This window comes from Desulfosediminicola flagellatus, assembly GCF_005116655.2.
In the GTDB taxonomy this organism is placed as follows: Bacteria; Desulfobacterota; Desulfobulbia; order Desulfobulbales; family Desulfocapsaceae; genus Desulfopila; species Desulfopila flagellata.
The window spans coordinates 1,666,971-1,684,460 of sequence record NZ_CP050698.1; the positions used below are offsets into that span (position 1 = coordinate 1,666,971).

General features: G+C 44.7%; 12 protein-coding genes. 8 read left to right on the top strand and 4 right to left on the bottom strand.

Annotated elements, in window-relative coordinates:
- Positions 1-52: 52 nt before the first annotated feature.
- Both ubiE and FCL46_RS06980 read left to right on the top strand, forming a co-directional pair.
- A complete protein-coding gene (gene ubiE, locus FCL46_RS06975; protein WP_136806912.1) occupies positions 53-736 on the top strand; it encodes a bifunctional demethylmenaquinone methyltransferase/2-methoxy-6-polyprenyl-1,4-benzoquinol methylase UbiE in 684 nt (227 codons plus the stop codon).
- Positions 733-2,676, top strand: coding sequence for an AMP-dependent synthetase/ligase (locus FCL46_RS06980; RefSeq protein WP_136806913.1), 1,944 nt, complete (start codon positions 733-735; stop codon positions 2,674-2,676). The genes ubiE and FCL46_RS06980 overlap by 4 nt, the downstream gene beginning before the upstream one ends.
- A gap of 246 nt (positions 2,677-2,922) precedes the next feature.
- Here FCL46_RS06980 and FCL46_RS06985 read toward each other — a convergent pair whose 3' ends face one another.
- On the bottom strand, positions 2,923-3,543 hold the full coding sequence (locus FCL46_RS06985) for a tetratricopeptide repeat protein (RefSeq protein ID WP_136806914.1): 621 nt from the start codon (positions 3,541-3,543) through the stop codon (positions 2,923-2,925).
- A 422-nt stretch (positions 3,544-3,965) separates the two neighbouring features.
- Positions 3,966-4,265: a DUF1820 family protein gene (locus FCL46_RS06990; protein WP_136806915.1), complete on the bottom strand. Its 300-nt coding sequence runs from the start codon at positions 4,263-4,265 to the stop codon at positions 3,966-3,968.
- Positions 4,266-4,887: 622 nt separating this feature from the next.
- Here FCL46_RS06990 and FCL46_RS06995 point away from each other — a divergent pair.
- The gene (locus FCL46_RS06995; RefSeq protein ID WP_136806916.1) at positions 4,888-5,088 is read left to right on the top strand and encodes a hypothetical protein; all 201 of its coding nucleotides are present in this window, start codon (positions 4,888-4,890) and stop codon (positions 5,086-5,088) included.
- A gap of 364 nt (positions 5,089-5,452) precedes the next feature.
- Here FCL46_RS06995 and FCL46_RS07000 read toward each other — a convergent pair whose 3' ends face one another.
- Positions 5,453-6,181 (bottom strand): MOSC domain-containing protein, encoded by a 729-nt coding sequence (locus tag FCL46_RS07000; protein WP_136806917.1) that lies wholly within the window; start codon positions 6,179-6,181, stop codon positions 5,453-5,455.
- A gap of 479 nt (positions 6,182-6,660) precedes the next feature.
- Here FCL46_RS07000 and FCL46_RS07005 point away from each other — a divergent pair, with 479 nt between their 5' ends.
- Complete coding sequence (locus FCL46_RS07005) at positions 6,661-7,155, top strand: universal stress protein (protein WP_136806918.1); 495 nt, start codon at positions 6,661-6,663, stop codon at positions 7,153-7,155.
- 85 nt (positions 7,156-7,240) lie between these two features.
- Here the strand turns inward: FCL46_RS07005 and FCL46_RS07010 are convergent, their stop codons facing one another.
- Positions 7,241-8,296: a hypothetical protein gene (locus tag FCL46_RS07010; RefSeq protein ID WP_136806919.1), complete on the bottom strand. Its 1,056-nt coding sequence runs from the start codon at positions 8,294-8,296 to the stop codon at positions 7,241-7,243.
- Between FCL46_RS07010 and FCL46_RS07015 the strand changes: the two genes are divergently transcribed.
- The 4 genes from FCL46_RS07015 (at position 8,297) to recD (ending at position 17,184) form a co-directional block, all read left to right on the top strand.
- The gene (locus FCL46_RS07015) at positions 8,297-8,596 is read left to right on the top strand and encodes a hypothetical protein (protein WP_136806920.1); all 300 of its coding nucleotides are present in this window, start codon (positions 8,297-8,299) and stop codon (positions 8,594-8,596) included.
- 218 nt (positions 8,597-8,814) lie between these two features.
- Positions 8,815-12,003: an exodeoxyribonuclease V subunit gamma gene (gene recC, locus FCL46_RS07020; protein ID WP_136806921.1), complete on the top strand. Its 3,189-nt coding sequence runs from the start codon at positions 8,815-8,817 to the stop codon at positions 12,001-12,003.
- Positions 11,996-15,550 carry an exodeoxyribonuclease V subunit beta gene (recB, locus tag FCL46_RS07025; RefSeq protein WP_167505844.1) on the top strand — a complete coding sequence of 1,185 codons (3,555 nt, stop codon included), beginning with the start codon at positions 11,996-11,998 and terminating at the stop codon, positions 15,548-15,550. The genes recC and recB overlap by 8 nt, the downstream gene beginning before the upstream one ends.
- Positions 15,547-17,184 carry an exodeoxyribonuclease V subunit alpha gene (recD, locus tag FCL46_RS07030; protein ID WP_136806923.1) on the top strand — a complete coding sequence of 546 codons (1,638 nt, stop codon included), beginning with the start codon at positions 15,547-15,549 and terminating at the stop codon, positions 17,182-17,184. Before recB ends, recD begins: the two co-directional genes overlap by 4 nt.
- Positions 17,185-17,490: the final 306 nt, after the last annotated feature.

Below are 17,490 nucleotides of genomic sequence, written 5' to 3' on the forward strand. Positions count from 1 at the left end.
TTGGTTGTGACTGATTTTTAGTAGTTATATTAATGGCAGTGGAGGAAGCAGGTTGAGTAAGGGTCCAGGTGTACAAAAAATGTTTGATGCCATTGCCGGCAGATATGATGTGATGAACAGGGTCATGACCATGGGTCAGGATCAGAAGTGGCGACGTTTTGTTGTAGATAAAGCGGGTAACCCGGGCAGTGGCTGGGTGTTAGATCTTGCAACAGGTACAGGCGATATCGCAGCCTTAAGCGCCAGGTCTTACCCCCAGGCCCAAGTAATCGGGGCAGACTTTTCACAGAACATGTTACGTGAAGCTGAAAAGCGATTTTCTGATTCAGGGATTAGCTGGCAGGCGTGTGATGCTAATAATCTGCCATATGATGATAATGTTTTTGAGTCTGTAACGTTTGGTTATCTGTTAAGAAACGTTGATGATGCCGTAAAAGTACTCCGTGAAGTCCGCAGAGTGTTAAAGCCTGGTGGAAGGGTGGTCTGTCTTGATACGACTCCTCCCAACAGGAATGTGCTTTATCCGTTTATCCGTTTGTATTTTGCCTATGGCATTCCGCTTTTGGGCAGAATGATTGCTGATGATGAAGCTGCGTATGCCTATTTAACAGGTTCGACCATGGACTTTTATTCTGCAGAAGCACTCGCCGACGCTTTTCGTGAAGCTGGGCTTGAAAATGTTGGGTATAAAAAATTCATGCTGGGAACTATTGGAGTGCATTGGGGGAATAAATGAGCAATACCGGTGGTGAAGAACTCAAAGTACCAGAAAAACATGGAGTGGCCCGACCTCTGAAAACAATTTTCGACCTTTTAGTCGATAGTTCAGGTCGATTCAGCGAGAATATCGCCTATATCTATCGCTCAGGTAAAGAAGAACATAAGGTCAGCTACGCCAAACTCTTTGAGGATGTATTGCTACTTTCACGTGCTTTCAGGCAGCGTGGGATTTCTAAAGGAGACAAAGTCATGCTCCTTTCAGACAATCGTTACGCCTGGATAGTGACCGATCTTGCCATTATGAGTCTTGGAGCTGTTAATGTTCCGCGTGGTGCCGATACACCTTCGCAGGAATTAGAATTTATCATTAACCATTCAGATGCCATTTATCTCGTAATTGAAACCCCTGAATTGCTGGAATACCATTATGAGTATCTCAAAGGGCTAAAGCAGCTTAAGTCGATTTTTGTAATGACAGGGCCGGGATTGCATACACTGTTTAGTCACACCTACTCCTACATCGACCTGCTGACAGATCGCCGTTATACCCAGGCAGATGTTGATACGTTTATGGAGATGGGTGAGTCAATTAAAGAACACGATCTGCTTACGCTTATCTATACTTCCGGAACCACGGGCATGCCTAAGGGAGTACAGCTTTCTCATTCCAACATTATGCATAATGTCAGATGCATTCCTATTATTATTCAGTTAACAGAGAACGACTCATGGCTGTCTATTCTACCAACCTGGCATATTTTTGAGCGCACAGCTGAATATGTTGCATTGGCAGCAGGAACGACCCTTGTCTATTCATCTGTAAAAACCTTCTCGCAGGATTTGGAAAAATATCGACCGACCCTTGTTGCCACAGTTCCCCGTGTATGGGAATCGCTTTATTCAAAGGTACAGGCAACAATTCGAAAAAAAGGCGGCGTGGCAATGAATGTTTTCGGGTCACTCATCTGGGTTTCGAAGGTCTATCGACACAATAAACGGCTGTTTCTTGATCGGTTACCGATGTATTCCAATCGCTGGTTTGGTCGCAGGCTGATAACAAAAGCTATGGCAGGTATGAAAATGCTGCTGCTATTTCCCTTCTATCTGCTGGCAAAGAAAAAATTGCGTGCGGTTCAGGACCGGTTTGGCGGGCGTTTGCGTCTTGCGATCAGTGGTGGTGGTACCTTAGCGACATATCTTGAAGAGTGGCTTGATGCTGTTGGTATTCGTATCGTTAATGCCTATGGCATGACAGAGTGTTCACCGGCTATTGCCGGTAGGGGACTCACCTGCCGGGTTTATGGAACTCTCGGTCCACCTGTGCCGCATACCGATCTGAGAATAGTCTCTGAAGGTGGTGACATTTTACCTGTCGGCATTGAAGGACTCATTGAAGTGAAAGGGCCGCAGGTTACTCCCGGCTATTATAAAAATGACGAAGAGAATCGTAAGTCATTTTCAGATGACGGATATTTTAAAACAGGCGATCTCGGGAAACTCACGACAGGTGGTGAGCTGGTTATAACCGGCAGGGCCAAGGAAATTATTGTTCTGGCCAGCGGAGAGAACATAGATCCAACCAGAATTGAGAACACTATCAGTATGTTTCCATTTGTTCAGGATGCGATTCTGGTAGGTCAGGATAAAAAGGGACTTGGCGCGCTGGTTGTTCCAAATATGGAAGAATTGAAAGCGTTTCTTGGACAAAAGTTCAGTGACCTGAAAAATGAGAAGAATGAATTGCTCGAAGACCGGCACGTCGTGGATCAGGTCAAGAAAGAAATGAACAGATTACTCATGCCGAAGCAGGGGTTCAAGCCTTACGAAAAACTTCAGAATATCGCTTTTTTGGATAAGGAGTTCAAGCTGGGTGAAGAGCTGACTAACACGCTCAAAAAGAAACGGCACGTTATTGAGAAGAACTACAAAAAGCTCATTAATGATCTGCTTCACTGAGCGGAAGGGCTCAGGTTGAGTGCTTTAAAGGCATATTGTTGTAACAGTGTCGGGTGCTATCTTCTGGTAACTGCGGGGGAGAGCGCTCAACACGCTTGGTGCCAATAGCATTATTGGCAAAGAGTTTCGGTATTGCGCCATATGTGCAATGTGCGAGATGTGTGTATTTGTGTTTTTGCTACAAATCAGATGCATCCAGTAGGATAGTATTCTCCACAAGGTGGGTGGGTGTGGAGAAGATCACCTTTACTGAGCCAATATATCCGGTTGAAGCGGTTCATCTATAATCGGGTATTTCATTTCCTCACTGATCGCCAGAGGGCTTTCGATAGATATCGAGTGCATTGTCTCTTTAGGAAAGAAGACCCTTTTGCTGGTGATCGCTTCGATTTTTACGGGAAGTATATCTGGTATTGTAGTGATATCTGTAATCGGTTGGGGTTGTCGAGTTATGCTCGGTGCAGCAACAACTGGTCGAAGTTTCTGCGCACGGGCATAGTTTGTCTTCGCCTGTTCATAATTACCAAGCCGTTTATTAACGATTCCAAGACCGTTGTAGATCTCCGCATCATCGGGATTAAACTCTAACGCGGCTTTGAAGTCGATTAGAGCAAGCTTGTATCTCCCCAGTTCAAGATAAACAGTGGCTCTACGCTTGGATAATTCGGAATGGTCAGGGCCGGAAAGCTGGTCATTTTCAAGACAACGAGACAGCATGTGGCTTTTGGTTAGAGGTGGAGAAATTTTCGCAGCGTCTGGGCAGATTTCCTGCGGTGGGCCTTTTGCATTGGCGGTTGAGGTTGTCAGCAATAGTGCTAGCATGGCAAACATTGAAAAATGGGTGCGGACGACATTTCGAAACTTCATAGAAATTCTAACTCACAGCAGGGTAAGCAACGAAAATCAGTTCCGTAACTTACAGGTAAATCTCAATAGCTCCTAATCAGATACAGCATGTAGTGTCTAGGAATCTATCCCGGAATGCTCTTCTTTTTTAAATACTCGGTATTTCAAAACAACAACGGTGTTAATATTAAAAATATAAACATGCTTGGTATTTGCAAAATACTTCAATTTGAGAAAGGATGTCTGTTTTGGGACGACCTCTTAGAGGTAAAGCCGTGTTCTTAGACAGATCTATAATTACCTGTTTTTTGAAAAAATGTAATGATAAAAATAATAGGGAAATATAGAGAACTCCGCAATTTATGTGGAATATACATGTAAAACTCAGTAGCTCATTTAATTACAGTGCTGCAGAAACGGGCAAAAAAATGTGTTAATGAAGATCAACTCTTAGTGAAACGATCAGAAATGATTTTACCAGTTGAGGATGCGGTCTCTTTCGGGTCCGGATCTTCTATGTACTCTTCAATAATCGATACTGACTGGAATGGAAGCAGCAGTTGGCGCACTCCTCCGAAATGTTTTCTGATTTCATCATCTGCCGGATTTATGAGGTAGCTCTTTTCTTCGGGAAGAATAAGATCTTTTATGCAGACAAAATAGGGGTGAGTCATATCAAGACTCCTTGCTTTAAGGGTATATTCTTTCTCTTTCCAGGTGAAGTGGACTCGATAAACTGCCATAGTTTGAAAACCCGCTTTTCAAAAATAGATTAAGGACAAAGCCTATAGGAAGTATGGACGGTATTTCTATAGGCAGCCGCAATTCAGCTGTGACTACAATGTATTGATTCTAAATGAGATTGTATTTTCTCTGGCGCGCATAATCACGTAAATTTCACCACAATTATACACTCTGTTTTGCTTTATAGATCTAAAAGAATACAATAAAATATTATTTCCACCAAAGCTCAACTGAGTGAAGTGAGGGGGGAGGAGTAACAGCTCAAAGCTACTGACTTCTTCTCAACTAAATGAAATTACGGGAATCTAAAAAAGACACTACTTGTCAATCTTCGACGCCTGACACCTCACGCCTCTCTCCTCACCTTTGGACGTTGAAGATTTGTGGTAATCATAAAATAAAAAATACCTGTGTTTCACGGCGAAGTCTCAACCATCTGTTCATCTCGGTGCCGGAACAGTCAAATGTATGAAATGTTTATTGTAATACCTTTGTGATAGCAGTGAATTAGGTGGTTTTGAGTGGATATTTTTGCACAGGATGCATGAGGTATTATAATGTTGAAAGATCACTCAGGTCGATAGACTTTTTTCGACCATAACATTTACAGGAGGTAGGGTCATGCTATGCAGCTTATCTAATTTGAATGACAATGATCTTCAGGAAATCCACAAACTCGAAAAAGATATTCAATCACCATTACTTGCATTTAGCTGTAATAATGCTTCTATTGCACATTTGTCTGCTGAAAATCTAAAAAAAATACAGGAACTTGAAAAGAAGCTTGGGATCAGTCTTGTCGCTGTAGGCAGAGAATGCTAGGACACCCTCCTAGGAGGCTGTCCGACAATGGCCTTTTGCCCAAACTCTTCGGAATTTTCAAAAAATAATGCTCGCAATATCATCTATATGGCTGTGCTTATTTTTTGTAAATGTCTCGATTTTAACCAAAACTCCTATTGTCGGACAGCCTCCTAGGAGCCTGTCCGACAATGCCCTTTCCCCCCATATCTTCGTTAAACTCGAAAAATTATCCTCGGAATATCGATTATATGCCTCCGGCAATTTTGCGAGTTTGCCTTGATCTGAGCGAAAATTGCTATTCTCGGACACCCTCCTAGGGGTCGAAGAGCAAGATAATACTATATCAGGGTGGGTATTTCAGCCACCCTGACAGAGTGTGTCTTTATAGCGATTCTACGTCCTCTATCGACGTGCAGTAGTATACTTTAATTGGGCCGTCTGCTGGGATACCGGCAAGGGCCAGGGCATGTTTACCGCTTGGATCAAAAATAATGATCCTGTCTATGTGCTGTGCATCCATCAGGTCGGTAAGGACAGGTTCCAGGTTGTCTTCTTTTTTCTTTAGCCTGTCATAGCGAATGAAGCCCGGTTGCCATTTTTCCTGAATGATTTCCTTAAGTTGTTCGCCAAACGTTGTTTCAGAGTCTCCTGAACCGATAATGGCAACTGCAGTGGATTTGGCATCCAGCAATTCAATCTCATCACCTACCCGTATTTCACCACCCTTAATGACTACGCCGAAAATACCCTCACGAGGCATAACACAATCTCCAGCCTGATGGTAAATAGCGCAGGGATTGTGGCACACTTTGCCAAGCTGTGAAATGATGAGTTCAGTATTGCCCAGACGTATGTGGTCACCTACCTTCATGGCGCAGAGATCAACACCTTCAGTAGTAATGTTTTCTGCAAAATTGCCTGCTACAACATTGAGGCCTTTTTCGCGCATCGACTCAATTGATTCTTCCGCGAGAAAGCTGACCTGGCGGTGCCATTTACCGCCATGGGCATCAGCTTCGAGACCGAAATTTTCAATAAGGTTGACAGAATCAATGTTCTTTTTGCGAACACCTTTTCGATCACTGATAGATATAGCTTTAATTCGTTTCATCACAACTCCTTTGCAAGACATGTGCAATTATGTTCGGGCGTACTAAGTCCTTGGACACAATATCCCGAAATACTAATTTTTCAAGGACAAATGAGGAATCTTACCTGTTATCAGTCATGTGATGAAAGGCTGAAGTACACTGGATATTTTCTCCTTGTGTACTTACATTTAAATTACGTACAGTTGCAGAATTTTTTTATCAGGAGTGTAAAGTATACACGAAGCATTCAGCTAAAGTGAATGGGAGGAAGAATCCCTTGATTATTAGAAATCGCTGTGAAAAAATATATTATGAGCAGAGCGTTATCTCTTTTAGGAATAGAACAGATACTCACTGGAATTTCGGAGGGTACTTTTTATAGTCTAATGTTTAAATACAGTTTTTTCAGGCCACATCAGTGGTGGGTTGATGCGGCTTCAATAACCGGAATCCCGGCCTCGTCCACCTGAGAGTTATCCGGGCTACTACGGAGGTTCGCATGGAAAAGTTGCTTAATGTACGTCGTGTAGTTACTCCAATCGATTTTTCTGATAACTCGAAACTCATTGCTGAATCGGCAGCATACATGGCCGGTAAGTTTAACGCCTCAATGTACCTTGTTTTTGTTGTTCAGAATTTTGAAGATTATTCAGGTTTCTTCGTGCCTCAAATGAGCATGCCGAATCTTGAGGGTGAGCTTGTGGAAGGTGCCGAAGATAAGATGCAGAGCTTTAGTAAAGATCTTCAGGCAATTTGCGATAAATACGGAGTGGAGAAACTGTACCACAGGGTATTTATGGGTGATGTTGCAGAGCAGATTGTCGACTTTGCTGCGGAAGTTCATGGCGATCTGATCATTATGGGCACCCACGGCTATAAAGGGCTCGAAAAGATCATGTTTGGCAGTGTGGCGGATAAAGTAGTTCGTGCTGCACACTGCCCGGTGATGACAATTAATCCATACACATGCTGTAAAGAGGATGATAAAGAATAACCTCACCCCCAGAATTAGATAAACCGATAACAAGAATGGCACTGCCTGAAATTCGGGCGGTGCCATTGTAGAGAGAAGTACTACATCATTCCTGCCAGCTTATCACGCCAAGCAGCCTGCCTGTACTATCGTCTGTTTTGCTACCGCATAGCTCAGCAATTGAAGACTCTGTAAAGCTATAGATGGCGAGCTGTGCTCGTCCGTTCATTTTTTCTGGGAATGATGCTTCGATTGCATGAGCCCATTCGGCGGGGAGTGAAGCGAGTGCATCCGTATCGAATGTAGTGAGGGCTTTGGCAATTCTGTCTAAAAGATCACTGTTATTCTGCCTGAAAGAATCCACCAATTCAATACTTTCAGCCTTGCCCCAGCCAATATTAGCAGGCAGTATAAATTCAACAATTTTTGCGGCAGGTTTGTTATGCTGGTCCTCGTAACGTTCAAGAAGAGTGTCGGCGGCTTCGATCATGTGAGTAAGCCAGATTTGCTGACTCTCTACCTTTCCACCATTGTACAGTCGACTCCAGGCTGAGAGTCGCTTTCGTATGGATCCGGCTGTGGGGAGGGTGATCTTTTCTTTGAGCTGCTTGAGTTCATCCAGCAGGTTCTCATCATCATCTGCAAGTTCACCATGAAGAGTTTTAAAAAGTCCTTCCTCTTCATCGTCGAGCAGAGCCATCTGCATGGCTACTTCTTCTTCCTCCCGATCAAGGATTTCTGCAATTTTTAAGACCAGACGAGCCTGCCAGAGTTGCACATCATTGTCTTCTTCAGGTGCGGTTTTAAGTCCATGGCCACCAAGTAACGAAGTGATAATTCCGCGGGAGCTGTCTTCTATAGATGCCTTTTTGGCTGACATTGAAGCAACTGTGAGAGAACTCAGCTGAGCAGCATAATCATCTTTCCTATCCTTGATGTCTCGGATAAGATGGAGAAAACGATCACGGCCGTCACCGAGTGGACTAGGAGTATGTGCTTGACAGTGACCGGTTGTTTTGAATATATCTGCGCTATTGTCTGCAGTTTCGCTATCTTCTACCGGCTGCAGGACATGAAGTTTTGAAAACAAAAGAAAAACCGGGTACTGGCTTCCGGAATAGATTTCAGTTCCGGGGAAATATAATGATTCAAGTGTGTTCATATGTCTGAGATAAAAGAAAAAATTACGTTTAGTATTTCTGCCGTTCTCTATTTCCTGGTTAACCTGAGGGTTGGCCAAGATCTATTGATCACAGTAACAGAGACTGGCAAGCAAATTCTCGATACAGGGTGGTATGTCGTTGGTATCACCTGTATTATTGTCGCCCTGATGCAATACATGGCGGGTGGTCTTCCGATGCCCTGGGAGCGCCGTTTCCGTTTGTTTTTTGCTGTGGGTATTATGGTCGGACTGTTTAACGGCATATATGAATATGCCGGACAGGGAACCATTCCTCAATAGTACCTGTCTGTTTCTAAGCTGTAAACGGGGAATTAGCCTATTGCTAATTCCTCTTCCTCTTTATGTACGGTATGTCTTCAGTTCGTGTTTTGTACTATACACTCACAGCTATAGCAGAGATTTTTTTAATGTTTGATTGTCTGTCTATAAAAATCTCTGAAGTAATCGAACCAGAATCCGGTGAAACGGTTTCGTAATAGATCCCACAGTGACCTGCCATGTTGTACCTTCATGTTTCAAACCGTACAGAAAACCTCCTTCAGCATCTTGTTCAAATATTTACTGTGACAGAACGAAGGAATCTGTTTGAGAAAGAATATTTTCTTATCCAGAGCCAGGGTATGGAGCGGATGATTTCTCAGACTCTTGCTGAAAATTTTACAAGCTGGTGTAATTTCGAATATCTTCTGCCCCTGAGTTTTCTGCAGCACAGTGCGGATATGCTTGACATGGAGATTACGCCTGACGGCTATGATCGAAAGGTTATGGTCTGGCGTATAGAAGAGTTGCTTCGCGATATTGAAGCGGAAGAGTTTCAACCGCTGAGGCGATATTTGAATGGTAAAAATCTCGATGTAAAGCGCTACCAGCTTGCTGACCAGCTTGCAAATATTTTTGATCAATATCAGCTCATGCGACCGGAAATGCTGAACGCCTGGGCTGAAAACCGTTTAACAACCAAAGAACCTTCTGAGATCTGGCAGAGAACACTCTGGATGAGACTTGCCGGGCAGGTGGATAGTGCTCCTCATCGCGGTATTGTTTTGCAGCAGGTGATTAACGCACTTACATCCGGAAAAGATCTCGCAGGCAGGTTACCTGAACGGGTTTCTGTGTTCGGACTATCAATAATGCCGCCGCTTTTTTTACGATATCTGCAGGGGTTGGCGTTGCATAGTGATGTCCACCTCTATGTTCTTTCTCCATGTCGTGAATATTGGGGTGATATTGAGAGTCGTCGAAAGATACTGCTTCGAAGCATCAATGACGAAAGCGGTATGGCTCAGGAACTTGATGATACCCCTGAAAGTCATCCGTTACTTATTTCACTTGGCCAGCAGGGCAGGGATTTTCAACGGATGCTATTTGATGATGTACACTTTGAACTTGAGTTTGACAGTTACGAAGATCCTCTTGATACTGAATCTCCAACTCTTCTTCGTCAACTCCAGTCAGATCTTCTTGCGGGGGAAGTAGAAGCGATATCTAACCCGTGGCCCATCGGTGATGATTCCATACGCATAATTTCCTGCCACTCAAAGCTACGGGAAATCAATATATTAAAGGATCATATCCTACGCTGGCTCTATGAAGAACCAGAACTTGAATTACGTGATATCGTGGTGATGGCTCCGGATATTCAGGAGTATGCCGCACTGATACCTGCGGTATTTAAAGAAATTCAACATTCAGTATCTGATCGAAGCCTACGGCGTAGGAATCCTGTCATTGCAGCATTCGATAGTTTTTTAGCGCTTTTTTCAGGGAGATTCGGCTGGGATGAATTGCTTGATCTGTTAAACGAGCCTGTTATCTCAGAAAAATTACAATTATCTCCGACTGATCTGGAGAATATTCAGCACTGGGTGACTACATCTGGAATTCGATGGGGGCTTTCAGCAAAACAACGCGGCGAAATGGGGTTGCCTGAATTTGAAGAGTGCAGTTGGGCGGCTGGGCTTGAACGGTTACTGATGGGTTATGCTATTGATAGTGGCGATTTTGTTGATGATGTCCTGCCATTTCCTGATATCGAAGGCGGTGGTGCAGCTGCCCTTGGCGGACTGTGTCAGTTTGTAAAAATAGTTGAAAGAGCACGAAGCGATTTCAGCACTTCCTACACCCTTTCGGGGTGGGCAGATTTGCTCGTCAGCTATAGCCGCGAACTGTTTTACGATGAATCCAGCTACGCTGATAGCAAAGATTTTTTGGAATTACAGGAAATAGTGCAGGATCTCGGAGAGAAGCAGGGAGTATTTCATCAATCCGATGTAGATTTTACCGTTATCTGCAGTTGGCTGGAACATATGGCGCGTGAAACGCGATCGAGCTCAGGTTTCCTTCGTGGTCAGCTTACGTTCTGCTCAATGCTTCCAATGCGATCGATTCCGTTTAAGGTAGTGTGTCTGATTGGTTTAAATGATGGACTGTTTCCCAAAAACGATCGCTATGCGACTTTTGATCTCATGGGGGCCGGACATCGGCCTGGCGACAGGTCCAGACGAATGGACGATCGGTATCAGTTTCTGGAAGCTCTTGTTGCGGCGCGCGAAAAGCTCTATCTCAGCTATATCGGTCAATCCATCAAAAACAACGAAGAGATACCTCCTTCTGTGGTGGTAACCGAGCTTCTTGAAGTGTTGACGCAATATTATCATGTCACTGATTGCGTTATAAGGCATCCTCTGCATCCTTTTAGCAGCAACTATTTCAATGGTTATGATAACAGCTTGTTCAGCTATAGTTCGACCTATTGCAAAGTTGCCGAAAAGCTTGCTATGCCCGATGGAGATGAAAAATCATGGTGGAGCGGTGAGCGTCAGTCTGAGATTAAAGAAATAGATGTGAGAGATCTTTTCAGATTCTACTCGAACCCGCAACGGTATTTTGTGCGTAATTGTCTGGGGATCTGGCTGGGTGATGATTTTGATATTGTGGCGGAGAGTGAAAACTTCAAATTGGAAGGGCTGGAGAACTATTTGATCGATCAGGAGTTGGTGGCAGCCATGATAACCGGAGCTGATCGTTCTGTTCTTGATGATCTGCACAGGAAGCTGAGCATTACAGGGCGCTGGCCGTTGGGTACGCCCGGTGATCTCAGATATGAAAAGAAAATTGAAGAACTTGCCAAATTTGCCCGAACAATATCAGATTGCGGAATCGGAAATCGGCTTGATGACCTGTTGATTGATGAAGAAGTTGGTGGTTATGCGATACGAGGTATGCTGTCAAATGTGTATGAGGGTGGCATGTTGCTCTGTCGCTACAGTAAATTCAAGGGTAAGGATCTGCTTTCAGCCTGGCTGCACCATCAGTTGTATTCCCGGGCTACAGGAAATACAGCGACAACCTATCTTTTTTCAAGTGACAGCTCTCATCAAATACCAGCAGGTAGCCCGCCTCTTCCGGACCTCGAAACCCTGGTGGAAATCTTTGTGGAAGGGAACCGGAGGCCAAGCCCGTTGTATATAGATCCGGGTGTTGAATGGGTGAAGAAATATCTGAAAAGCGGTGTAGCTGATCTTGATGCGGCTCGGAGGAAATTAGTGAAAATGGTTGAGGATGGCTACGATGCTGAACTTAGCCTGTTGTTACGTAATTGTGACGTTGAAGCACTTTTAGGCGAAGAATTTGAACACGTCTGCCAGAAGGTGCTGGAGCCGATCTGGAGGAATGTTAATGATTGATAACACTTTTTTAGATTGCGCCCGAACACCTTTGCAAAAAGGGGTGAATCTCGTTGAGGCCAGCGCAGGCACGGGGAAAACCTATGCCATAGCCATGCTGGTTCTGCGGTTCGTCACAGAGCTGGGACTACCTGTCGACAGCATCCTTGTTGTGACATTCACCAAAGCCGCCACTGAGGAGTTACGAAGCAGAATTCGTGGGCGTCTTGCAGAGGCACGTGATCTGTTGGAAGGCCAACTGAAGCAACCTGATGATACAATGCTCGCATGGCTGGAAACTGTGACCGATAGGGAGATGGTCAGAAAACGGTTGCAGCTCGCCTTGTTTGACATAGACAGAGCCGGAATATTTACCATCCATTCATTCTGCCAACGAATGCTTACCGAGCAGGCACTGGAGAGTGGGCAGCTGTTTGATGTCGAATTGCTGGCCGATATTAATCATATCAGCAGTGAAGTCGTCGAAGATTATTGGCGACGCAAAATCTATACTCTTTCAGGACTAGCTTGCGCTGTTTTGACAGAAAGGTTTCCGACTCCAGGTGAACTGCATGCAAGTATTGCCAGGGTGGGGCGCGATATCGGCAGCGTAATCCCACAGCCATCAACAATTGATGACGCTATTACTGCATTTGAGCAAAAATATAGCAATCTGGTACAGTGGTGGTCACGTTCATCTGCAGAGCTGCATGAGCGTTTCAATGCGGCATATGAAGCAGGTCAGTTCAAAAAGCCGTTAAGTGATAGTTTTCCAGGCTGGTGGCAGGCTATATCCAAATTTTTTACAAGCCAAGGTGAACCGCTACCTGCAGATATGAAATTTCTTACCCGGGAGGGGGTGAAAACAACACTTAACGCCAGGAAGGTTGCAAAAGCAAAACAGGATGAATTTCTTGCAGACTGGCCGTTGCCTGAAGATCTTGTCGGTGAATTTGAACGCGCAGTCAATAACCTTATTCTGGCATTTCGATATGATTTGATTCTTTCAGTCAGAGAGGAAGTAGACTCCCGTCTTTATGATCAGGGGCACATGTCATTTGATGACCTGATAGTCCGCCTTGATGGAGCCTTATCCGATGATGGGGATGATCTTAAAAGACTTCTCAGTAACCGTTTTACCGTTGCTCTCATTGATGAATTTCAGGACACAGATTCAGCACAGTGGCGAATATTTTCAGGATTGTTCAGCTCTGAATCGCATTATCTTTACCTGATTGGTGATCCCAAACAGGCAATATACCGCTTTCGTGGTGCGGATATCTATTCGTATTTTACTGCTAAAAATATTGCTGAACATCATCTCACCTTAAAGCATAACTACAGATCACATCCGTATCTCGTACGTGAAGTGAACCGAATTTTTGCAAGCCGTACAAAGCCGTTCTCGTTTGATGAAAACCTTATGCCGTTTCTTCCTGTCGAAGCTGCCAAAACTGTTGAAAATGGTTCGTTGTATTGTGGCAACGAAGAGCTTGCAGTAATGAATTACTGTCATCTGTCAGCATATCCGGATGATAAGGCAGGGCGATGGTCGTCCGGAAAGGCTGCCACTCGATTTCTCGAATATGTGGTTGCCGAAATCTGTCGCCTTCTGGATAGTGATAATCCGGTAACTATCAGAAAAGTGGTCGATGGTCTGGAAGTTGAGACTGAGCTTGTTGCCCGTGATATTGCAATATTGGTCCGAAATAACAATCATGCTGACACGTATCTCAGAGGGTTGGCCGATGTCGGAGTGCCTGCAATTATCTCCAGCAAAAAGGGTGTGTTCGAAACAGATGAATGTTCAGAACTCTACACGTTACTGAAAGCTCTTGCTTCGCCGGGAGATAGTTATGCATTAAAGAGCGCTATGACCATTTCCTGGTTTAACCTGAGTGGTAATGAACTACAGGAGATCTGGCAGAGCGAAACTGCTTTTGATGGCTGGTTCAACCGTTTTCTCAATTACTACCAGCTCTGGCAGAATGACGGTTTTCTCTCGATGATGAACAGCCTGCTTGAAGCAGAAGATGTTCTTGCAACAGTGGCGGGCAGCACTATAGCTGAGCGGCGAATAGCCAATATTCACCACCTTCTTGAATTGGTTCAGGAGGCTGAGACTGCTGAGAAATATGGCCCGGACCAGACTCTTTTGTGGTTACGGTCCATGATCGCGGGTAAGCCGGGTGTTGAAGACAGAGAATTACGGCTTGAAAGTGATGAACAGGCGGTTCGGATTGTTACGATGCATAGTGCCAAAGGTCTTCAGTATCCAGTAGTGTTCTGTCCGTATCTCTGGTACCGCTCAAGCATGTTGAGTATAGAAGAGAATCTGGTCACTTGTCATGACGAACATAACAACCTCATTGTCGATATAGGTTCTGATGACTTTGATACGCATCGCAATCGTGCTGTTGATGAAGAATTAGCTGAAGATTTACGATTGTTATATGTGGCGCTTACCAGGGCGGAAATGCGATGCTACACGATGTGGGTTGATACGAAACCTCATAGATTTGTTGCCCAGGCATTTAAGTCTGCCCTTGGTTATCTGCTTTTTCCTGAAACTTCGCCTAAAATTGCCGAACAGCAGGATATGTTTATGACGCTTGCGCAGGCAGAAGGTGTTGAGCATACGGTAATTACAACAGAGCCGGAAGCGTTGGCAGTTTACAACCCCAAAAGCCCTGTCCCGGCAACACTCAAATCTCTTACCCCTACCTCCCGCTCTCTGTATACCGAATATCAGATGTCCAGTTATTCTGCCATGGCAGCACTCAGTGAGCATGAGGATCATGGTTCGGATCTACTCGCAGAAGAGACTGAAGAAGCAGGGGATAGTATTTTGCATATCGGGATGCCGGCTGGTGCTAATTTCGGTAATCTCGTCCATGATAGCCTGGAATTGATCGCTTTTGACTCTTTGGCAAGGCAGGACGATAACCTGGCGGAATTGAGCCGGCTGTGTAAACGATACGGCATAGCAATGGAAGCTGATGGGGTTCAGGAGTTTCTGGCCACCATCGTATCAACTCCTCTAAAAGAAGACCAGGCCGGTTGTCCGTCCTTTTCACTTGCAGATCTGAATCAGAAGACGTGCTTAAAGGAGATGCCATTTTATTTCCACATGGATCGAATGGAGACCGAAGCCCTTAATGTCATTTTAGAGGATGAGCCGACGGTTGTTCCACTTTCTCACCGTACCATGCGAGGCTACCTGACCGGGTTTGTTGATCTGTTTTTTGCGCATAACGGACGCTATTATATTCTTGATTATAAAACCAACTACCTGGGTGATAGGCTGAAGGATTATAGTGCCGATAAGCTTATTCAGGCCATGGCATCTCACAACTATGGATTGCAGTACTGGATTTATACTCTGGTTCTCCACAAGCATCTGCAGAATATGACAGCTGATTATGACTATGAAACCCATTTTGGTGGTGTGATGTATTTGTTTGTGCGGGGGATGGTCCCTGAGATACCGGGAAGCGGAGTGTATTTCACAAGGCCTTCGCTGGAGTTGCTGTCATGTCTTGAAGATGCTGTTGGGGGTGTAAAGTGAACACTGATACATCAACACGATTACTGGACGTGCATTTTGCAAATTTTCTTGCAGAGCGCTGTAAACTTGAAGGTGATGACAAGGCCAGATTCAAAGTCATTGTTGAAGAGCTCTCTCTTGCCATGGATAACGGGCATAGCTGTCTGGAGCTTGTGGATACTGATGTAACTATGGTATCCGCAAGCTCGCTGGTTTCAGCTAATGAGATGACGCCACTCATTCTTTATGGCAATTCATTGTATCTGCATCGATTTTTTCATTATGAATCCCGGCTCGCATCTCAACTTGCATTGCTGGCTCAGGGAGAACGGGAAATGCAGGATGAGCATGCAGCAAAAGAACGACTGGACGAATTATTCGGCCCTGATTCTGAGGAAGTTGACTGGCAGAAAAAGGCGGCTGAACGTGCACTGAAAAAATCCCTGGCTATAATCTCCGGCGGACCGGGAACAGGTAAAACTACTACAGTGGTAAAGATTCTCGCCTTGCTCCTTATGACGTACGGCACAGATCTGCGAATGGCACTTGCAGCTCCTACTGGAAAAGCGGCGATGCGTCTTCAGGAATCGATAGCGAATAGTTTAGCTAACGTTTCATTGCCACATGAAGTACTGGATAAAATTCCCACAGGTGCCTCCACGTTACATCGTTTACTTGGTTATCGACGAAATTCCCCCCAGTTCAAGCATACCGGTAAAAATCCGATGAGCTGGGATGTGGTGGTGATTGATGAGGCTTCGATGGTCGATCTGGCAATGATGAGTAAGGTGATCGATGGTTTGAAGCCGGGTGCGCGGTGTATTCTGCTCGGAGACAAGGACCAGCTTGCATCTGTTGAATCGGGTGCTGTCCTGCTCGATTGTATAAAGAGTCTTCCTGAAAACACTGTTGAACTGAAAAAAAGTTATCGTTTTGATAGTGGTATAAAAAAATTGGCGACAGCAATCAATTCGGGTGATGGCAAAGGAGCCTGGGAGGTTGTTGCCGGTGATGAAGTGACAAATGTCTCAGTTTTGCGGAATTCGTATTTTGATGTGATTGGTGGGAAATATGCGTCATATATGGATGTCGTTGCAGCTTCAGGAATTGACGACCCTAAAGAGGTCTTTAAGGCCTTTGCCGATTTTCAGGTTCTCTGTGCTACCCGGCATGGAAAGACCGGCGTTCGAAGGGTGAATGATGTTGTGGAAAGTTACCTTAAAAGAGCAGGTTACGATACGGTTGCAGACCCATGGTATGCCGGGAGGCCGGTGATGATTACTGCCAATGATTATAGCCTTGAGTTGTTTAACGGTGATGTCGGTATCTGTTTACCAGACCCTGCTGATGGCATGATGAAAGTATGGTTTGAAAAAGGTGATGGAACCATTAAAAGCTGTCTTCCTTACAGAATACCGAGGTGCGAGACAGTTTTCGCGATGACAATTCATAAAAGCCAGGGTTCCGAATTTCGTGAAGTGATGGTCATGCTTCCGGAGGAGGAGAGCAGGTTGCTCAATAAGCAGCTTGTCTATACTGCTGTTACTCGGGCAAAAGAATTTGTGCAGATAGTAGCATCAAAAAAGATTTTAGTGTATGCTCTCCAATCCGATTATCCGAGGAGCAGCGGACTCTCGCAAATGTTGCTTCAATAGGGTATAAACACGGGTATTGTTATACGGAGTCTTAGGGTTTTCCTCTGCGCCCCCATACCATTTGCTGTCTTTGACAGCGAATATCCGGAAGTATTCTTCCTGGCCGCACTGCTCCACATCCTGTTGATTTGACACTGTAAATGTCGGTAAAGTTGTTGATACCGAAGTCGAATTGGTATCTGCTTTCAGCAGATACAGAAGGTGTTTCTTCAATAAAATATGGACTGCGGAATTCGTAGAATGGGTGGTGCTAACGACTGTTTTAGACCCTTGAAACGGCGAAAAACGTAGCGATACTGACTCGAA

What these genes read in the sequence shown, in the direction of transcription:
- FCL46_RS06980 (WP_136806913.1), top strand. Translation starts at nt 733, where the DNA reads ATGAGCAATACCGGTGGTGAAGAACTCAAAGTACCAGAAAAACATGGA.
- FCL46_RS06985 (WP_136806914.1), bottom strand. Translation starts at nt 3,543, where the DNA reads ATGAAGTTTCGAAATGTCGTCCGCACCCATTTTTCAATGTTTGCCATG.
- FCL46_RS06990 (WP_136806915.1), bottom strand. Translation starts at nt 4,265, where the DNA reads ATGGCAGTTTATCGAGTCCACTTCACCTGGAAAGAGAAAGAATATACC.
- FCL46_RS06995 (WP_136806916.1), top strand. Translation starts at nt 4,888, where the DNA reads ATGCTATGCAGCTTATCTAATTTGAATGACAATGATCTTCAGGAAATC.
- FCL46_RS07000 (WP_136806917.1), bottom strand. Translation starts at nt 6,181, where the DNA reads ATGAAACGAATTAAAGCTATATCTATCAGTGATCGAAAAGGTGTTCGC.
- FCL46_RS07005 (WP_136806918.1), top strand. Translation starts at nt 6,661, where the DNA reads ATGGAAAAGTTGCTTAATGTACGTCGTGTAGTTACTCCAATCGATTTT.
- FCL46_RS07010 (WP_136806919.1), bottom strand. Translation starts at nt 8,296, where the DNA reads ATGAACACACTTGAATCATTATATTTCCCCGGAACTGAAATCTATTCC.
- FCL46_RS07015 (WP_136806920.1), top strand. Translation starts at nt 8,297, where the DNA reads ATGTCTGAGATAAAAGAAAAAATTACGTTTAGTATTTCTGCCGTTCTC.
- recC (WP_136806921.1), top strand. Translation starts at nt 8,815, where the DNA reads ATGTTGTACCTTCATGTTTCAAACCGTACAGAAAACCTCCTTCAGCAT.
- recB (WP_167505844.1), top strand. Translation starts at nt 11,996, where the DNA reads ATGATTGATAACACTTTTTTAGATTGCGCCCGAACACCTTTGCAAAAA.